At 71.3% G+C, this 17,262-nt stretch carries 14 protein-coding genes; 2 read left to right on the top strand and 12 right to left on the bottom strand.

Features of this window, described 5'->3' with window-relative positions:
- Together AB0M52_RS14790 and AB0M52_RS14785 are read right to left on the bottom strand one after the other, a co-directional pair.
- On the bottom strand, positions 1 to 340 hold a 340-nt coding region (locus tag AB0M52_RS14790), incomplete at its 3' end, for a VOC family protein (protein WP_363953406.1).
- Between the two features lie 74 nt (positions 341 to 414).
- Entirely contained in the window at positions 415 to 765 is a 351-nt protein-coding gene (locus AB0M52_RS14785) for a hypothetical protein (protein WP_363953404.1), read from the bottom strand.
- A 124-nt stretch (positions 766 to 889) separates the two neighbouring features.
- On the opposite strand from AB0M52_RS14785, the gene AB0M52_RS14780 reads away from it, so the two are divergent.
- Positions 890 to 2,746 carry a thiamine pyrophosphate-requiring protein gene (locus AB0M52_RS14780; RefSeq protein WP_363953402.1) on the top strand — a complete coding sequence of 619 codons (1,857 nt, stop codon included), beginning with the start codon at positions 890 to 892 and terminating at the stop codon, positions 2,744 to 2,746.
- A gap of 154 nt (positions 2,747 to 2,900) precedes the next feature.
- Here AB0M52_RS14780 and AB0M52_RS14775 read toward each other — a convergent pair whose 3' ends face one another.
- From AB0M52_RS14775 to AB0M52_RS14735, 9 genes are all read right to left on the bottom strand, one after another.
- Positions 2,901 to 5,096: a transglycosylase domain-containing protein gene (locus AB0M52_RS14775; protein WP_363953408.1), complete on the bottom strand. Its 2,196-nt coding sequence runs from the start codon at positions 5,094 to 5,096 to the stop codon at positions 2,901 to 2,903.
- Between the two features lie 95 nt (positions 5,097 to 5,191).
- Entirely contained in the window at positions 5,192 to 5,581 is a 390-nt protein-coding gene (locus AB0M52_RS14770; protein ID WP_363953400.1) for a hypothetical protein, read from the bottom strand.
- Positions 5,578 to 8,316, bottom strand: a complete 2,739-nt coding sequence (locus AB0M52_RS14765; RefSeq protein ID WP_363953398.1) for a hypothetical protein — start codon at positions 8,314 to 8,316, stop codon at positions 5,578 to 5,580. The genes AB0M52_RS14770 and AB0M52_RS14765 overlap by 4 nt, the downstream gene beginning before the upstream one ends.
- 62 nt (positions 8,317 to 8,378) lie before the next feature.
- On the bottom strand, positions 8,379 to 9,911 hold the full coding sequence (locus tag AB0M52_RS14760) for a class I SAM-dependent methyltransferase (RefSeq protein ID WP_363953396.1): 1,533 nt from the start codon (positions 9,909 to 9,911) through the stop codon (positions 8,379 to 8,381).
- Between the two features lie 5 nt (positions 9,912 to 9,916).
- Positions 9,917 to 10,894, bottom strand: coding sequence for an L-histidine N(alpha)-methyltransferase (locus AB0M52_RS14755; protein ID WP_363953393.1), 978 nt, complete (start codon positions 10,892 to 10,894; stop codon positions 9,917 to 9,919).
- Positions 10,895 to 11,164: 270 nt separating this feature from the next.
- Positions 11,165 to 12,142, bottom strand: coding sequence for a hypothetical protein (locus AB0M52_RS14750; RefSeq protein WP_363953391.1), 978 nt, complete (start codon positions 12,140 to 12,142; stop codon positions 11,165 to 11,167).
- Positions 12,143 to 12,477: 335 nt separating this feature from the next.
- On the bottom strand, positions 12,478 to 13,305 hold the full coding sequence (locus AB0M52_RS14745; RefSeq protein WP_363953389.1) for a hypothetical protein: 828 nt from the start codon (positions 13,303 to 13,305) through the stop codon (positions 12,478 to 12,480).
- A 151-nt stretch (positions 13,306 to 13,456) separates the two neighbouring features.
- A complete protein-coding gene (locus AB0M52_RS14740) occupies positions 13,457 to 14,566 on the bottom strand; it encodes an SPFH domain-containing protein (RefSeq protein WP_363953387.1) in 1,110 nt (369 codons plus the stop codon).
- 4 nt (positions 14,567 to 14,570) lie between these two features.
- Complete coding sequence (locus AB0M52_RS14735) at positions 14,571 to 15,041, bottom strand: NfeD family protein (protein ID WP_363953385.1); 471 nt, start codon at positions 15,039 to 15,041, stop codon at positions 14,571 to 14,573.
- An 84-nt stretch (positions 15,042 to 15,125) separates the two neighbouring features.
- Between AB0M52_RS14735 and AB0M52_RS14730 the strand changes: the two genes are divergently transcribed.
- Complete coding sequence (locus AB0M52_RS14730; RefSeq protein ID WP_363953383.1) at positions 15,126 to 16,445, top strand: serine hydrolase domain-containing protein; 1,320 nt, start codon at positions 15,126 to 15,128, stop codon at positions 16,443 to 16,445.
- A 28-nt stretch (positions 16,446 to 16,473) separates the two neighbouring features.
- Here AB0M52_RS14730 and AB0M52_RS14725 read toward each other — a convergent pair.
- A partial coding sequence (locus AB0M52_RS14725; RefSeq protein WP_363953381.1) for an AI-2E family transporter occupies positions 16,474 to 17,262 on the bottom strand: 789 nt, incomplete at its 5' end.

Below are 17,262 nucleotides of genomic sequence, written 5' to 3'. Positions count from 1 at the left end.
GGTCGGCCATCGTGTGCCACCGTTCGTTGCGGCGCAGCACGCTGGCGCCGAGCTGCTCGGCGCGTTCCGCCGCCGCATCGATGTCCGGTACCCGAAAATCGAGATGTGCCTGCTGCGGACGGTCCTGGCCCGGCCAGCGGGGCGGCACATGGTTGGTGGCCCGTTGCAGGCCGATCCGCCAGCCGTCGCCGGAGTCGATCGTGATCCACTCGTCGTCACCGTCGACGCGTCGCCAGCCGGCAAGCTGCTCGTAGAACGTGGCCAGGAGATCGATGTCCGGGGCGTCCAGCGCCACGGCCCGCAGTGAGCCGATCGCCCGCCGGTGCGGTTCGGAGGTCATGCCCCGATCCTGCCGCTCCGGGCGCCGGCCCGCCACCGGATACCTGCGGGAGTAGCTCGGGCGGCTCGCCGCCTTCACCTGGCGTCGTGGAACCACCGACGGGACGACGCGGGTACCAGCAACAGGCCGACCGTGACCGCATCTGCGGCTATCCACAACCACCGGAACGCATTGGATGCACCAAACCCGAGAAGTCCGTACACGACAGCCATCGTGAGGAGCAGGGTTGTCCAGAACCGGGCCCGCCCGCTACGGCGCCACAGGCCGTAAGCCAGCACTAGAAAAAGAATCGGAAATATCGGCCCGGTGACCGTGAACGAAGCAGTCATCAGCATTTCGCCTACCGATCCGGCAGTCGTCAGCACCAGGATCAGCACGGCGGCAGCGACCGGCCTGGGAATGCGCGACTCGACCTGCTCGATCATCGGCTCATGGTAGGAGAATCTCACCAGTTCGGCTGCCCGGTCGAACACGTCCCCGATGCGGTGGTTTTGTCCGGGTAAGAAGGGGAATCCCGGGCCACAGTCGGGAGCGAAGGGCGGACCAGGTGTGAGCGAAGATCACGTCGGCACGCTGGTGCCGGCCGACCCGTGGCCGCTGCCCCGCGAGGCCACCGTCGCGGACCACATCGTGCAGCGGCTCGCCTGCTGGGGCGTCCGCCGGTACTTCGGCTTTCCCGGTGACGGCATCAACGGCATGACCTCGGCGCTGCAACGCACCAACGAGCAGGCGCAGTTCGTCCAGGTGCGGCACGAGGAGACCGCCGGGTTCGCCGCGTCGGCGCACGTCAAGTACGGCGGCGGGCCGATCGGTGCGGTGCTGGTGACCAGCGGGCCGGGCGCCATCCACGCGCTCAACGGCCTTTACGACGCCAAGCTGGACCACCAGCCGGTGGTGGCTCTGCTCGGCCACACCGCGCTCACCGCCGAGGGCGGCGGCTACTACCAGGAGGTGGACCTGCTCGCCCTGTACAAGGATGTCGCGGCGGCGTTCCTGGCTCAGCTCGACCATCCCTCCCAGGTGCGGCACCTGGTCGACCGGGCCTGCCGGACCGCGCTGGCCCGGCGTACCGTCACCGCGCTGGTCCTCCCCCTCGACGTGCAGGATCTGGCGGCCATGCCCAACCCGCCGCACGCGCATGGCTACTACCAGACCAGCAGCGTGCCGAGCAGCGGTCCGACGGTGCCGCCGGAGGAGGCCGTCCGCCACGCCGCCGACGTGCTGCGCGGCGGCGAGCGGGTGGCCATGCTGGTCGGGCAGGGCGCAATCGGCGCCGAGAACGAGGTACGCGAGGTGGCCCACCGGCTCGGCGCGGGGGTGGCGACGGCGTTGCTCGGGATGACCGTGGTCGATCACCGGGAGCCGTGGGTGACCGGTGCCATCGGCCTGCTCGGCACCCGGCCGAGCTGGCAGTTGATGAACCAGTGCGACCGGCTGCTGATCGTCGGCAGCAACATGCCGTACTCGGAGTTCTATCCGCCGCCGGGCCAGGCGCGGGCGGTGCAGATCGACCACGACGGCACCCAGCTGGGCCTGCGGTACCCCACCGAGGTGAACCTGACCGGGGACGCCGCGCCCACCCTGCGGGCCCTGCTGCGAGAGTTGGGACCGGGGCCGGGGCCGACCCGCTGGCGGCAGACCGTGGCCGGGGCCACCGCCGCCTGGCGGCAGGCGCAGCGCGATCTGGCCGAGCAGGAGGCCGACCCGGTCAACCCGCAGCTGCTCTACACCAGCCTCAGCGACCGGCTGCCCGACGACGTGATGCTCGCCGTGGACTGCGGCACCACCACCGCCTGGTACGCCCGGCACCTGCGGGTCCGCCCGGGGATGCTGGCCAGCCTCTCCGGCACCCTGCTGTCGATGGGCGGTGCCATGCCGTACGCCCTGGCGGCCAAGTTCGCCCACCCGGACCGCCCGCTGGTGGCCCTGATCGGGGACGGGGCGATGCAGATGAACGGGATCAACGAGCTGATCACGGTGGCGAAGTACTGGCGCGGCTGGACCGACCCACGGTTCGTGGTGCTGGTGCTCAACAACCGGGATCTGGCGTTCGTCAGCTGGGAGCAACGCTCCACCGAGGGTACGCCGATGTTCCCGGACAGCCAGCAACTGCCCGACATCGCCTACCACCGCTGGGGTGAGGTGCTGGGCCTGCGCGGCGAGTTGATCGACCGCCCCGACCAGGTGCCCGAAGTCTGGGACCGGGCCCTACGCGCCGACCGCCCCACGGTGATCAACGCCCTGGTGGACCCGGCCGAGCTGATGATGCCGCCGCACTTCACCGCCGAACAGGTACGCAAGACCGCCGCCGCGGTGCTGCGCGGCGACACCGACTGGGCCGGCATAGTCCGCCGCGGCCTCCCCAGCGTCATCACCACCTACCGCCCCCGCCGCACCAACCCCTAACCCCAAACCCACCCCACCCCCGCCGATCTTGCACTTTTGGTCGCCGGTATGGGCGATAAGCGCGGTATGCGGCGGCAGAAAGTGCAAGATCGGCGGGCTGTCGGGCGGGCAGGCGGGGTGGGGCGGTGGGGTGGGGCCGGTGGGGTGGGGTGGGTTAGCCGCGGTTTTGGAACCAGCGCCGGAAGGTGGAGAGGGGGTCGTCGGTTGATTGGCTGCGATCGGCGAACGGATCGCGTTCGACCGGGCGGCGGGGGTCGCCGACCAGGGACTGGCTGGGTGCGGTGAACGCCTGCTCGGGCTGGCCGTCGACCGCCGTGGCGATGATCCGGGCGACCGCGTCGATCACTCGGGCCTGCACGGCGCTGCCGACCAGGTCGGTCGGGTCGTCCGGGTTGGCGGCGATGCCGGCGACCGCGACCTGCGGGGTGAACCCGACGAAGGTCTCGGTGGCGGCGCGCTCGGAGCTGCCGGTCTTGCCGGCCGCCGGGCGGCCGTCGAGGATCCGGTCCACGGCGGTGGCGGTGCCGCCGTTGCACTGCCCGAACGCGGACTGCTGACCCACCGGGCAGCGCGCCGCGTCGGTGGCGGCCCGGGCCACGTCGGGGTCGAGCACCTGCCGGCAGGACGGGTCGCCGACCGGCAACCGCTCCCCGTCGGGTGCGGTCACCGACACCACCGGCACCGGCGAGCAGTACGTCCCCTCCGCCGCCACGGTGGCGTACGCGTTGGCCAGGTCGAGCGGGGTGGTGGCGGCCACGCCGAGGGTGAACGCTCCCCAGTCGGCCGCGTTGTTCTCGGCGAAGTTCGCGTCGGACTCGGCGCGGAAGGTGACGCCCAGCCGCTGGGCCATCTCGACCACCTTCTCCGGCCCGACCTGCTCGGCCAGCCAGACGAAGTACGTGTTCACCGACCGGCCGAAACCGTCCCACATCATCCGGTAGCCGTCCATCCACTGCGGGTTGGCGTTGGCCGGGCACCACTGGCCGCCGCAGCTGCTGTCGTCCGCCCCGGCCGGATACCGGGTGGGCAGCCGGCTGGGCGCGTCGAAGCCGGTGGCCAGGGGCCGGCCGGACTCCAGCGCGGCGAGCATGGTGAACAGCTTGAACGTCGACCCGGCCTGGTAGCCGGCGACGCCGCCGCCGCCGGAGATCAGCGGGTTGACGGTGTTCGGGTAGTTGCCCTGCCCGTCGGGGTTGGCGTCGAGGCTGTAGTGCCGGTTGACGGCCATCGCCAGCACCCGGCCGGTGCCGGGCTCGACTGCGGCGATCGGCAGGGCGCGCGGATTGTCGTACCCGTAGACGCTGGTGGCCTGCTTCTGCGCGGTGGCCTGGATCTGCGGGTCCAGCGTGGTGACCACGGTGTAGCCGCCCCGGCGCAGCGCCTGCTCCCGCTCGGCGACGGTGTCCCCGAACTCCGGCTGGGCCAGCCACCACCGGCGCAGGTAGTCGCAGAAGAACCCCCAGCCGTCGCGGTCGCCGGCGGTGGCGGCGCAGCCGTTGGGCTGCTCGCTGGGGTGCAGGCCCAACGGTTCGGCCTTCGCCTCGGCGGCCTGCGCGGCGGTGATCGCCCCGGTTTCGGCCATGGCATCCAGCACGTACGCCCGCCGGGCCAGCGCCGCGTCGGCGTCGCCGTCGATCGGGCTGTACGCCTCCGGCGCCTGTACCAGGCCGGCGAGCAGCGCAGACTCGGCGAGGGTCAGCTCCGACGGAGCCGTGGAGAAGTAGCGCTGGCTCGCCGCGGCGACCCCGTACGCCCCGGAGCCGAAGTACGCGATGTTGAGGTAGCGGTTGAGGATCTCGTCCTTGCCGAGTCGCTCCTCCAGGGCGTTGGCGTACCGGACCTCCTGGAGCTTGCGCCCGACGGTCTGCTCGGTGGCCGCGGCCCGCTCCTCGGCGGTACGGCTCGGGTCGGTCTTGAGCACGTTGCGCACGTACTGCATGGTCAGCGTCGAGCCACCCTGCTCGGTGCCGCCCTCGGTGACGTTGGTGACCAGGGCCCGCAGCATGCCGCGCAGGTCCACCCCGCCGTGCTCGTAGAAGCGCCGGTCCTCGGCGGCCACGATCGCCTGCCGCATCACCGGTGCGATCTCCGCCAGCGTCACATCGCTGCGGTTGGCGTCGTAGAACGTGGTGATCAGCGTCTTGCCGTCGTCGGCGTAGAGGTAGGACCGCTGCGGGGTGGCCGGGGTCCGCAGCGCGTCCGGCAGCGCGGCGTAGTTACCGAGTGCCGCCTGCGCGGCGAAACCGAGCAGCAGGTTGCCCGGCAGCGCGACGACCGCCAGGACCAGGCCGGCGAGTACGCCGGTCAGCAGCACGGTGAACAGCCGCGACAGCGGCGTAGGGGTGGCCATGGTCACTAGGATTGCCACGAAAGCCACCATCCGACCACCTCGACCGGCCGGTTGTCAGCCAATTCACCGTGAGTTGCCAGCCGCCTTTGCGCTGCTCAGCCCCCAAGTACGCGCTGCCAGCTGATCAAACCGGGCAGCAGGAGCACCGCGCCCACCAGGGACAGCCCGGTCAGCACCAGCGGTAACCGGGCACGGCGCAACGCCCGCCGCAGGTGGTCCTCGCGGATCTGCTTCTTCTCGGCCTCGCCGAAGTCCCGGTCGATGTAGAGGTCGGCCTCCCGCTCCGCTGCCTGGAACAGGTGCGCCGCCCAGGTCGTGAACGCCGCGGCGATCACCCAGAGCGCCGAATCCAGCGCCACCTTGACCGTGGAGATCTCGGGATCGGGCGGACCGGTCGACACCGAGGTCAGCATGTTGATCCCGGCACCGGCGAAGAGCCCGGCCAGGAAGTTCAGCGCCGACGGCGACGGGATCGCGATGCTCACCGCTCAGGCTCCGGCTTTGCCCCCGCGTCGGGCCAGGGCAGGTCGGGCCAGGCCGCCCGACAGATCCGCCGGCCCAACGCGTCGATGCGCTGGAGCAGGTCGATGCCGAAGTCGCCGTCGAGTTCGACGGCGAGCGCGGTGAGTTCCGCCCGGTCTTCGAGCAGCTGCTGCACCGCCTGCTGCACCGCCGGAATCCGCAACGCCCCGTTCCGCTTGGCGATCTGCTCACGGATGGCCTGCTCGATCTGCTCGACGCCCCGACGCCAGACCGCCAGCTGGCGGCCGTTGAGGGGCGGACCGGCGGGCTGCGGGACCGCTTCCGGCGTACCGGACTGTTGCGGGGGCGTGGCCGGCTCGAAACGCCCGTGGTTGAACACCTCGCCGTAGAGCTTGAGGCTCTCCATCTGCACGGTGCTCCAGACGATGTCGGCCAACTGCGCGGCCACGAACGGGATGCGCAGCCGCTCCTCCGGAGCGGTCGGGAGACGCGACGGATTCTTCATCTCGTTCTGCAGCCGATCGAACAGCGGCTGCAGGTGCTCGCGGGTGCCGGCGGCGGTCGCGGTGCAGTGCAGGTTGGCCTCCAGCACCTGGGACAGGTCGATCTCCCGGCCCGGGATGGTCCACTCCCGTTCCCGGCCCATCAGCCAGGCGTGCGCCGTCTGCATCCCGGGGCGCATATCCACCCCGGCGCGGACCAGGGCGCTAAGGCACATCGCGGTGGTGGCCTCCTCGCGGTTCCAGGATCCGGTGCCGCTGCGCCACCAGTTGTCGAACGGCCCGCCCCGGGCCACCTGGCGCATCAGCCAGTTACAGGCGTCCCGGACCACCGGATGATCCATTCGCAGGTCGGCCTGGCACAGGCCGAGCACCACCCGAGCGGTCACCCACGGCACCCGCGCCGGATAGAAGTTGCCGTCGTCCTCCTGCGCTCGCGCCGCGACCTCGACCAACTGCTTGACGCGGGACTCGTCGTGGTGGTGCGACGGGGCCGACCCCTCGAAGCCCAGCAACAGGCCCAGCACCCAGGTGCGGTACATCCGCCCGGTGTCCAGTTGGCCAGCGACCATGCCCGCCAGGTGCGGCTCGGGGCCCAGCAGCGCGTCCTCCTCGACCATCGACTGCTGGATCTCCACGAAGTCGGCGTAGTCGGCGGTCTCCCCACCCACCGGCTCGGGCAGCCGGCAGCCCGGGTTGGCGTAGTCCCAGCGGCCCCGAAGCCAGTTGGCGATCTCCTCCCACGCGTCAGGGTGGTTGAGCTGGCGCAGGGCGCTGGCCGCGAAGACCGCGGCGCCGAGGTTGTCGCCCCAGGTCGGGTCCGCGGCGTTGCGCGAGCGCAGCGAGCGGCCGAGCCGGATCAGGATGTCCCAGCTGGTCAGCAGGTAGAGGCTGTCCGCGCGGGCCTCGTCCGGGGAGACGAGCAGGTCCAGCCGGCTCAGCGTCGCCTTCATCAGCCGCTCGCCGCCGTGATGCAGATGCATCAGGACGATCTCCTCCGGCCGATGCCAGCGCTGATCAGCGTCCCACCGGTCACGGGCGTGGTTCATCACCAGCTGCGCCCGCCGCCGCGGCCCGATCTGGTACGCGCCGTCGATCAGGTAGACCAGCCCGGCATCGCGCAGCTGCTCCAACGGCTGTCGCAGGCGCCCCGCCTCCCGGACCGCCATCTGGAACTCCAGCACCCCCAGGCAGGCCAGCCGGTACAGCGCCTCCTGCTGCCCCGCCCCGGTCACCGCACGGGTGTAGTGCTCCTGGAGATCCGCCTCGGTCGGCACCCGGCCCAGGGTGCCGTACAGCTCCATCGCGGTCAGCGCGATGTGCGCGTCGTTCTGCGCCAGGCTGCGTACCGTCGCCCGGGCGGTGTCGTCGAGCCGGCTGCCGACCAGCAACTGGTTGATCAGCTGCCGGCCCTCCGCCAACACCGGCTTCAGCGCCCGGTTCGGCTCGCCGTGCCGCAGCAGCGCCGCCGCCGACTTCCAGCTCGTCGCCAGCACCTGCAGCCGCAGCCCGAAGTCGCTCCGCAGCCGTTCCAGACAGCTGAACAACGTGTTGCGCACCAGCATGTTGGCGTGCAGATTCTCCAGCACCACAAGGTATTCCCCGGTGGCGCTGGGGTCCTGCTCCAGCAACGCCAACACGATCGACTCCGGCCCGTCCGCCGGGTCGCTCATGTTCAGCCACACCACCCCGTCGCCCTGGTCCAGCCGCTGCTCGGCCACGTTGGCCACCAGCGCCGACTTGCCGCAGCCGTGGTCGCCGATGACCATCACATCGTGCCCGGCCGCCAACTCCTCCGCGACCTTGCTCGAGCCGGGCGTGACGCGGTGCAACCGGGAGTAGTACTCCAAGGTGGCCGGGCCGGGCAGCTGCGCGTGCCCCACCCGCTGGGGCCGCCACTCCGGCCGCAGCGCCTCACCGGACAGCGCGCAGCTCAACAGCACCAGCGGGGTGATGCCGGCCGACGCCGAGGTGCTGGCCGCCCGTAACGCGGTCTCGGACAGTCGTACCTCGGTCGCACCGCCGGGGGCCTCCACCCGGACCACCAGGCCGTGACCGACACCGTCGGCGAACTCGATACTGGCCTCCGGCAGGACATGCAACGCCGCGCGCCGCCCGCCGGAAGACGGCAACTGCACGAGCAGATCCTGACGCGCGGCACCGAGGAGTTTGAACGCGTCGGGCTCCGGCCCGAGGGCGTTGACGGTCATCCAGCCATCAGGCGGCTCGTCCGTCACCGACGCATCCCCCCTCTGACGCATCACCCTGGGTCAGCCGACAATCACCAGACAACCCGATGCTAACCGCCGGATCCTCCACTGTCGCCGGACAGCTGGGCGCACAACCGCAGGTACTTGGTGCGGACCAACTCGCCTTCGACACCCTCGACCTCGAAGCCGGACAGCAGGGTGAAACCGCTCCGACCGAACGCCGTACGGATCTCCTCGGCGTCGCCCAGGTCGTGGCTCTCCATCCGGGCGGCGTACCGGCGAACGGCCGCGGACAGCTCCTCCAGCTGCACCGAGAGCAGGCCCCGCCAGCTGGCGGCGCGCTCGCGGAACCGCAACTCGAAGTCGTCGACCAGGTCGGTCACCCGGTGCCGGTCGTCCTGCGCCTCGTCGGAGCTCGGCCATTCGTTGCCCTCGTGCAGCCGCACGGTGGTGACCACCGTTCCGCCCGGCCGCAGCAGGTCCGACCAACTGTCGATCACGGTCGCCGCGTCGGCCCGGTCGAAGCGGGTCAGGAAGGCGTCCGCCACCACCAGGTCGAACGGGCCGCCGTCCACGAGCCGCCGTACCGCGTCCGGGCAGGTGATGTCGGCCTTGTGCACGTGGACCTCGGTGCCCAGCTGCTTGGCGTACCAGTGGCAGGCCAGCAACGGGGTCTGGCACTTGTCCACCACGTGCACGTCCAGCTGCTCAGGCAGGTCACCGGTGGCCGACCGGATCGCGTCCAGCACGAACGCCAGCGTGGTGTAGTCGGCGGTGCCGCTGATCAGCACCCGCCGAGCGCCGCGGCGCACCGCCTCGACCAGCCGCTCGGTGTAGAACTGCGCATGCCACTGCGGGCTGCTCACCATGTCGAACAGGCGGAGGTACTGCCAGGCGGCGTGGTACCAGGAGCAGTTGACGCTGTCCTGATGCGACGGACCGCACGACATCGGTGCCATCGCGTACAGCATGCTGGCGGACTGGAGCAACGACCGGGTCAGTTCCGGCCCGGGCCGGCGGCGCTGGTCCTCGCCGGCGACCGGGACCCGGCTCATCAGGTCCGTCCAGAGCGACCAGGCCCGCTCCACGTCCTCGGAGTGCCGGCTGACGACCCAGGACGCCAGCCCGTCGCGCCCCACCTCCTGCCGAACCACCACCTGGCGGTCGATGAGCCACATGTCGGTCATCGGCACCTGCGTGGTCTTACCGCCGAGCGCGGTCTTCCCGTCGAGGCGCACCGGCACCTTCACCGGGTGCAGATCGTTGGCGCGATCCTCGGCCAACTGGCGGTCGATGTCGCTGCCGCTCACGTCCTCGCCCGGCACGAGGTACATCCGGCGGACCGTGGCCCGCTGCGCCAGCTGCCGAAACACCGCCCGGGTGAACAGGTCGGTCGGCCGGCTGGCGGTGGAGTACGGGACGATCTGGCACAGCTCGCTGTGCACCCCGGAAGCCAGGCCCTGGATCAGCTCGTCGACCGCCGCGCCCGGCAGCCGTACGCTCTGCGTGTCGGTGCCCTCGTAGGACGCCCGGAAGAACAGGTTCGCGCGGCGGGCCCGTTCGATCAGCTCGGCGGGTGTCATTCGTTCCGGGGTTCTGCTCGGCTCGGCCACCTCGGCCACTCCCCTCACCGTCGCGACGCCGTGACGACCAGGTGGTTGCCACCCGGCGCGGACACGGCGTCACGGATCTGCCAACCCGCGTCCCCGACGGCGGCGATGACGTCGTGGGGGCGGAACCTCCGGGACTTGAAGCAACGGATGCGGTGCCCGGCGGCCAGCGTCCGGCCGTCCATCGACACCGGCCGGCGCAGCACCGCCTCGCCGATCACCACGCCGTTCCGCCAGCTCAGCACGAGTTCCAGCGTGGCGTCGGGCAGGCCGGCGGCGAGCAGCGGCTGCAGCGCGGCGGCGCGGAACTCCGGCGACCGGTACGGTGCCAGGACGACCGATGCCGACTCGTCGGGCGGGCCGACGGCGACACTGAGCAGCAGCACGTCGTCGGGGCGCAGCGCGGCCCCGATGTTCGCCAACGCGGCGGCGGGATGCTCGACGTTACCCAGCGTGTGACCGAGCAGGCAGCCGACGACGGGTGCCGTCCCGCGCCGCCAGCGCTCCACGCTCCGCGAGGCGCCGCACTCGATGTCCCACACGTCTGAGTCAACGCTCATCCGGCCTCCGGCGAAGCGGGCGAGCCGGGCGCAGGCGATCCCCAACAGGGTCTCGCTGAAGTCGAGTGCGAGGTACCGCCGGCAGGGTCGGCCCCGGTTGGCCAGCCGGGCGAGGAAGGCCCGGCTGCGCCCGCCGTTGCCCGGGCCGATCTCGGCCACGGCGAGCGCCCCGGCGGCCACCACCCCGGCCGTGATCAGGGCGTCCGCCTCGTGCCGGGCGGAGGTCAGCATGCTCAGGTAGCCGGCCGAGCGGGCGTACGTGTCGTGGGTGTAGGCGGCGCTGCCGGCGTAGGCGAATTTGAGTGGTACCCGGCCGGCCCGGATCGCCTCGACCGCGGCCACTCGGTGCGGCTCGCACTCGAAGTAGGGGTGCCCGGCACGGGCCGGCGGCGCGGAAGTGGACCGGGAATCGGCGACCGGCGCGGATCGTCGCATGGGTACGTCGCCCCCCGGCGCACCCCACGCGCGTATCGCCTCTGCCACAACGTCCTCCGACGAAGTCAGGGCCGGTCGCCGATTAGCCCAACAATAGGGCCGGGCGGCAACACCGCGCACCTTTCCGGCTGCTGTCATTTCGCAATCTGCAATCCCCATGGCGGCCAGCAGAACAATTAGCACACAAGCACGAGCCGTAAATCATTCCATCAGCTGACATGAATTAGGCCGAACGGAGGATGGGCCAACGGTCGACGGGATTCCCGTAGATCATGCCGCCTCGTTCCGTCCACTGTGCCGGCCCAGCTGGGCGACCGCGGCACGGGCCGCGGTGGTGAAGGTCGTGGGCGTGAACCGGTGTCGCTGCCAGTCCCCCTGCAGCCGGCCGATGTCGTCCACCCCCTCCTCCACCAGCAGCACCATGTACTTGCGGAAGGCCAGGGCGGCACCCTTCTCCTCGACCAGCCAGGCGCTCGTGGCGTACCGCTCGCCGTCCCCGGCCAACGGCCGCTCCCGGGTCATCAACGACACGAAGAACTCGCAGTCCCGGATCCGGTTGAGCACGGCCGTGCCGACGTAGCCGTCGGCGCCCCGCCCGGTGACCACGGTGAAGCCCTTGTCCTCCAACAGCTCCGTCAGCCCCCGTACGTACCCGTCCGCCTCGTCGGACCGGTGCGACAGGAAGACCGTGCCGGCGGTGGCCGGGCGGACCAACTCCACGTCCGGGCGCACCCGCTCCAGGATCCGGGTCTCGCCGACCTCTTCCACCAGTTGCCCCAACTCGCCGTCGCCCGTGCTGACCGCGATGTCGCGTACCTCGTCGAGCAGTCGGTCGGCACGCACCCGGCCGGTGGCCAGCAGCCGCAACGCCTGGCATTTGATCAGCACTTCGTTCGCCTCGGCGGCCAGCACCGCCGGCGGGATTCGTCGGTCGAGGATGAACAGGTCCTTCAACCGGGCCCGCTCACCGTGGTAGAACACCGACGCCCGGGCCTCGACCTCGGCCAGATCGACGTACAGCACGACGGCCGTCCCCGCATCCGCGCGGGCCAGGGCGAACTCCCCGGCTCCGACCAGTCCGGTCGACAGTGGATCGACGACGACCACGTCGAACTCGCCATCCGCGGTTCGCCGCGCCGCCTCGTCCAGGCTGCCCGCCACCCTCAGGCGTCGTACCAGGGGGTTCTGGGTCAGTTCCTGGTAGAGCCGTCCGGCGGTGCCGTCGGTGTCGCACAACAGCACGGCCAATCGGGGAAATGTCGCCACAACACCGGCTCCATGAATGTCTCACGGCTGGGAAATGAGCACCCATGGTGGCATGGTCAAGAGCAACGACACCTCGGCGATATGTCCGCCGACAATGGCCGAAGAGTCCCGGCGGTCACCGGCGCGACCGTACCCGCCCTGATCGCGCGTTCGCCGGGGCCCGCCGAAGAAGGGACGTCACCCGCCGAGCGGATGGCAGCCGGTCCGTGATCCGACAGTTTCTCCGCTCGGGGGTTATTGATTTCCGCGCCGGGGTTGCCGCCAATTTCTCGCCCGGGAGCACCCCCGGGGCTGCCGGGTCAGGCCGCACCGCCCGATCAGGCCGCGCCCAGTGGGCCGGCACCGCCCGGGCCAGCCGGTCCCGCCGGCCCCGCCGGTCCGGCCGGCCCGGCCGTGGCGACGCTGGCGCTGGTGGCGTCGCGGAGGATCTCCTGCGGCATCAGGCGGCCGGAACGGTAGGCGATGCCGATACCGGCGATCAACGCGAAGATCGCCCCGAAGGTCTGCAGCGAGCCGATCAACGCCCCGCCGAGGCCGAGCAGCGGGCTGGCGATCATCAGCATCGTCCCGTCCCCGATGCTGAACATGCCCGAGCGGGCCACCGCCCACCCGGTGCACAGCCAACCCACGCTGTAACAGGTCGCCCCGACCAGGACCAGGGTCCGGGCGGTGGTGCCGAAGACCGGGGTCTGCTCGGCCAGCCCGGCGAAGGGCAGCATCAGCACCGTGCCGGCGATGCTGACCAGCAGCCCGGCCACGGCGGAGCGGCGGCTGCGGGTGGCGGCGAGCAGACCGGTCAGCCCGAGCAGGGCCAGCAGGCCGAGCCAGACCGCGACCACCCAGCCGACCAGGTACAGCGGTCGTCCGTCGGCCGGGTACGGGTCGTTGCCCACCCCGCCGTCGCTGGCCATCGCCACCACGCCGTAGAGGATCGCGTACGCCGGCAGCAGCCAGATCGCGGCCCGGGCCAGCCGGCGCAGGGACCAGGCCCAACTGGCGTTGGTGGCTGGTCCGGGCGGAGCCGGCTCGTCGACGAAGGGCAGGACGCCGAAGCCGCCGCCGGTACGCCGGCTGCCCAACGGCCCGGCGGGGTCGTGCGCTCCCGGCTCGTCCGGCGTGGACCACAACCGCTTCAGTGGATCCATCCGTCACCTCGCTCATCCACGAGCGGTGCCGGGACACGCCGAGGCGCCCCGATGCCTGGTCACCACCCGCACTACGACCGATGGTGGCAGGCACCGGAGCGCCTCATGAGCCTTTCTCGCATTTACCGGCAGCTGCCGGTTCGGCCCGGGGTCAGCCCCGCTCGCGCTGGTCGGCCGGGTCGTCGAGCAGGCTCGCCGGGGATACCGGCTCGGGTGCGGGCAGGCCCGGCTGTTCCTGGCCGCCGGTGGCCTGCGCCTCGGCCACGCGTACCTCGTCGTGGATCTCCTGGGCCGCCGCGGCGGCGGCCTGCGCGGCCTCGGCGGCCTCCCGCTCGACCGCGCTGGCGTCGTCGGAGGCCTGCTTGCTCGGCACGTCGCCGACCATCTGGCTCAGCCCGCCGAGCGCGCCGCCCATGCCCTCCAGGGCCTTGGTCAGCTCGGCCGGCACGATCCACACCTTGTTGGCCGTGCCGTTGGCGATCTGCGGCAGGGCCTGGAGGTACTGGTAGGCGAGCACCTTCTGGCTCGGGTTGGCCTGGTGGATGGCGTCGAACACGGTCCGGATCGCCTTCGCCTGGCCCTCGGCCTGCAGGATGCGGGCCTGCCGGTCACCGTCAGCGCGCAGCACCGCCGCCTGCTTCTCACCCTCGGCGGAGAGGATCTGCGACTGCTTGTGCCCCTCGGCGTTCAGGATCGCGGCACGGCGGTCCCGCTCGGCGCGCATCTGCTTCTCCATCGAGTCGCGGATGCTCGGCGGCGGCTCGATGGCCTTGATCTCGACCCGGGTCACCTTGATGCCCCACCGGCCGGTGGTCTCGTCCAGCACGCCGGACAGGTGCCGGTTGATCTCCTCGCGGCTGGTCAGGGCGCGCTCCAGGTCCAACGAGCCGATCACGTTCCGCAGCGTGGTGACGGTGAGCTGCTCGATCGCCTGGAGGAAGTTGGAGATCTCGTAGGTGGCCCGGACCGAGTCCACGACCTTGAAGTAAAGCACCGTGTCGATCGACACGACCAGGTTGTCCGAGGTGATCACCGGCTGCGGCGGGAAGCTGACCACCTGCTCGCGCATGTCGACCTTGGTACGCACCGAGTCGATGAACGGCACGAGGAGGTTCAGCCCCGGGTTCAGCGTGCGCTTGTACCGACCGAGCCGCTCGACCACGTCCTGACGCTGCTGCGGCACGATCCGCAACGCCTTGGCCAGAGTGATCACCGCAATCAGGGCAACGCCTATCAACAGGACGGGGAAGACAAGTTCCATCCGTTCACCTTTCCGCTTCGGGTAGCTCACCGGGCGTCGAAACGTCCCGCCAGACCAGGGCTACCGCTCCCTTGACCTGGATAACCTGCACCCTTTCGCCGGGTGCCAAAACCTGGGTGGCGTCGTAGGCGCGGGCGGTCCACAACTCGCCGTCGATCTTCACCATGCCCTGGTCGGTGTCGACCTGCTCCAGCACCAGGGCGGTGGAGCCCTCGATCGCCTCGATCCCGAACGGGGTGTCGCCGCTCTCCATCGCCGACAGCCTGTGCCCCTGGATGACCGGGCGGGCGGCGAGCACGGTCAACGCCGACACGGCGGCGAAGACCACCGCCTGCACCCCCACCGGGGCACCGAGCGCGGCGGCACCGGCAGCAGCGAACGCACCGACCGCGAACATGATCAGGAACAGCGTCGCCGTGAAGATTTCGGCGACCGCCAGTACCACACCAAGAACGATCCACAGCACCGCTTCCACAACACGATCGTGACACGCCAACGCACGTGTCATCGAACTGTCATGATCGAAGGCACCGCCCCACCACCATCGAGGGAGACGTTCGTGCCCCTGCGTCCCGAAACCGCCCGGCAGGTCGATGCCCTGGTGGCCGACGCGCAGTCCACCGGCCACGCCCCGTCGTTGGTCGTCGGCGTGATCCGCGACGGCACGGTGGCGCACCTGGCCGCCGCCGGCAGCCACCCGCGGCCCGACGCCGACCTGCAGTACCGCATCGGCTCGATCACCAAGACGATGACCGCGGTGCTGATCATGCAGGAACGCGACGCCGGTCGACTGGCGCTGGACGATCCGCTGCGGCAACATCTGCCCGAGGCCGTTGCGGCCGGCGCGGTCACCCTGCGCCAGCTGCTCGGGCACGCCGGGGGCCTGCAACGCGAGCCCGACGGGCCGTGGTGGGAACGCAGCGAGGGCGTCGACGTGGCCACCCTGCTGGCCGGGTTCTCCGCCGCGAAGGTCGCCTACCCGCCGCACCGCGCCTTCCACTACTCCAACCTGGCGTACGGGCTGCTCGGCGGGGCGCTGGAGCGGATCACCGGCACCCCGTGGACGCAGCTGGTGCGCGAGCGGATCCTCACGCCGCTGGGCATGCACCGCACCACGTACGCGGCCACCGAGCCGTACGCCCGGGGCTACGTGGTGCACCCGTGGCACGACACGCTGCGGGAGGAGCCGCGTACGGACACCCGCGCCATGGCCCCGGCCGGGCAACTGTGGTCCACCGTCGCGGATCTCGCCCGCTGGGCGGCCTTTCTCGCCGACCCCGACCCGGCCGTGCTCGCCCCGGACACCCTCGACGAGATGTGCGCCCCGGTGGTCATCGGCGACCTGGACTCCTGGCGCGGCGGGTACGGCCTCGGCATCCAGCTGACCCGCGAGGGCGACCGGGTGTACGCCGGGCACGGCGGCTCGATGCCCGGCTACGTCGCCGCCCTGGCCGTGCACCGCCGCAGCCGCACCGGCATCGTCGGCTTCGCCAACTCGTACGGCTTCCGGACCGGCGGCATCGGTCCACTGGGCCACCAGATCCTGACCCGCGTACTGGACACCGAGCCCGCACCGGCCCGCCCCTGGCAGCCGGCCGACGCCCCGCCCCCGGCCGACCTGGCCGCGCTCACCGGCCGCTGGTGGTGGATGGGCTTCCCGCTCGACGTCACCTGGGATCCCGCCACCGGCGAGCTGGTCGGGAGCCTGCGCGGCGACCGGACCAGCCGGTACGCCCCGGAGGGCCCCGACCGCTGGCGCGGTCGCAGCGGCCCGGAGGACGGCGAGGTGCTGGCCGTACGACGCGACGAGACGGGCCACCCCGTCGCCCTGGACGTCGCCACCTTCGTCTTCACCCGCACCCCCGACCAAGCCCCCTGACTGCCCCACCCGGCCGGCCGGGGGTTGCTCACGGCGGGGTGGACCTGACCACGACCGCCGCCGGGGTCGGTGCCGGCGCCTCCGACCGGCGCCGGGCCAGGCGGCGGACCGCGGTGTTGACCACGGCGATCAGCGGTACGGCGATGAGCGCGCCGAAGATGCCGTCGAGCACCACGCCGGCGGTGACCGCCAGCACCACGGGCAGTGGGTGGAGGGCCACCGCTCTCCCCATGATCCAGGGCTGGAGCACGTTGCCCTCCAACTGCTGGACCACGATCACCGCCCCAAGGATGAACAGCGCGGTGACCCAACCACCGTCGACGAGGGCGACCAGGACCGCCACCGCCCCGGACAGCGTCGCACCGACGATCGGGATGAACGCGCTGAGGAACACGAGTGCGGCCAGCGCGAAGGCGAACGGCACGTCGAACAGCACCAGCGCGATGCCGATGCCCACCGCGTCGATGAACGCCACCAACACGGTGGCTCGAACGTAGGCCACCAGGGTCAGCCAGGAGGCGCGGCCGGCGTCGTCGACCCCCCAGCGGGCGGCGGCGGGAAACATCCCGACGAGGAACCGCCAGATCCGCCCTCCGTCGCGGAGGAAGAAGAACGTGGCGAACAGCACCAGCAGGGCACCGGTGAATATCTCCACCACGGTACCGGCGGTGGAGAGCGCGCCGCTGGTCAACATCTGCGTGTTCTCGTTGATCCAGTTCTGCCCGGCCTGGATGTAGTGGTCGAGCGTCCGGTCGGAGAGGTTGAGCGGCCCGTCCCGCAGCCAGTTCTGGATCTGCCCGATGCCGTCCGCCGCCTT

The organism is Micromonospora sp. NPDC051296, from assembly GCF_040682255.1.
GTDB classification, from domain to species: Bacteria; Actinomycetota; Actinomycetes; order Mycobacteriales; family Micromonosporaceae; genus Micromonospora; species Micromonospora craterilacus.
Note: the sequence above shows the minus strand (reverse complement) of the source record. Positions and strands in the feature narration are given on the sequence as shown.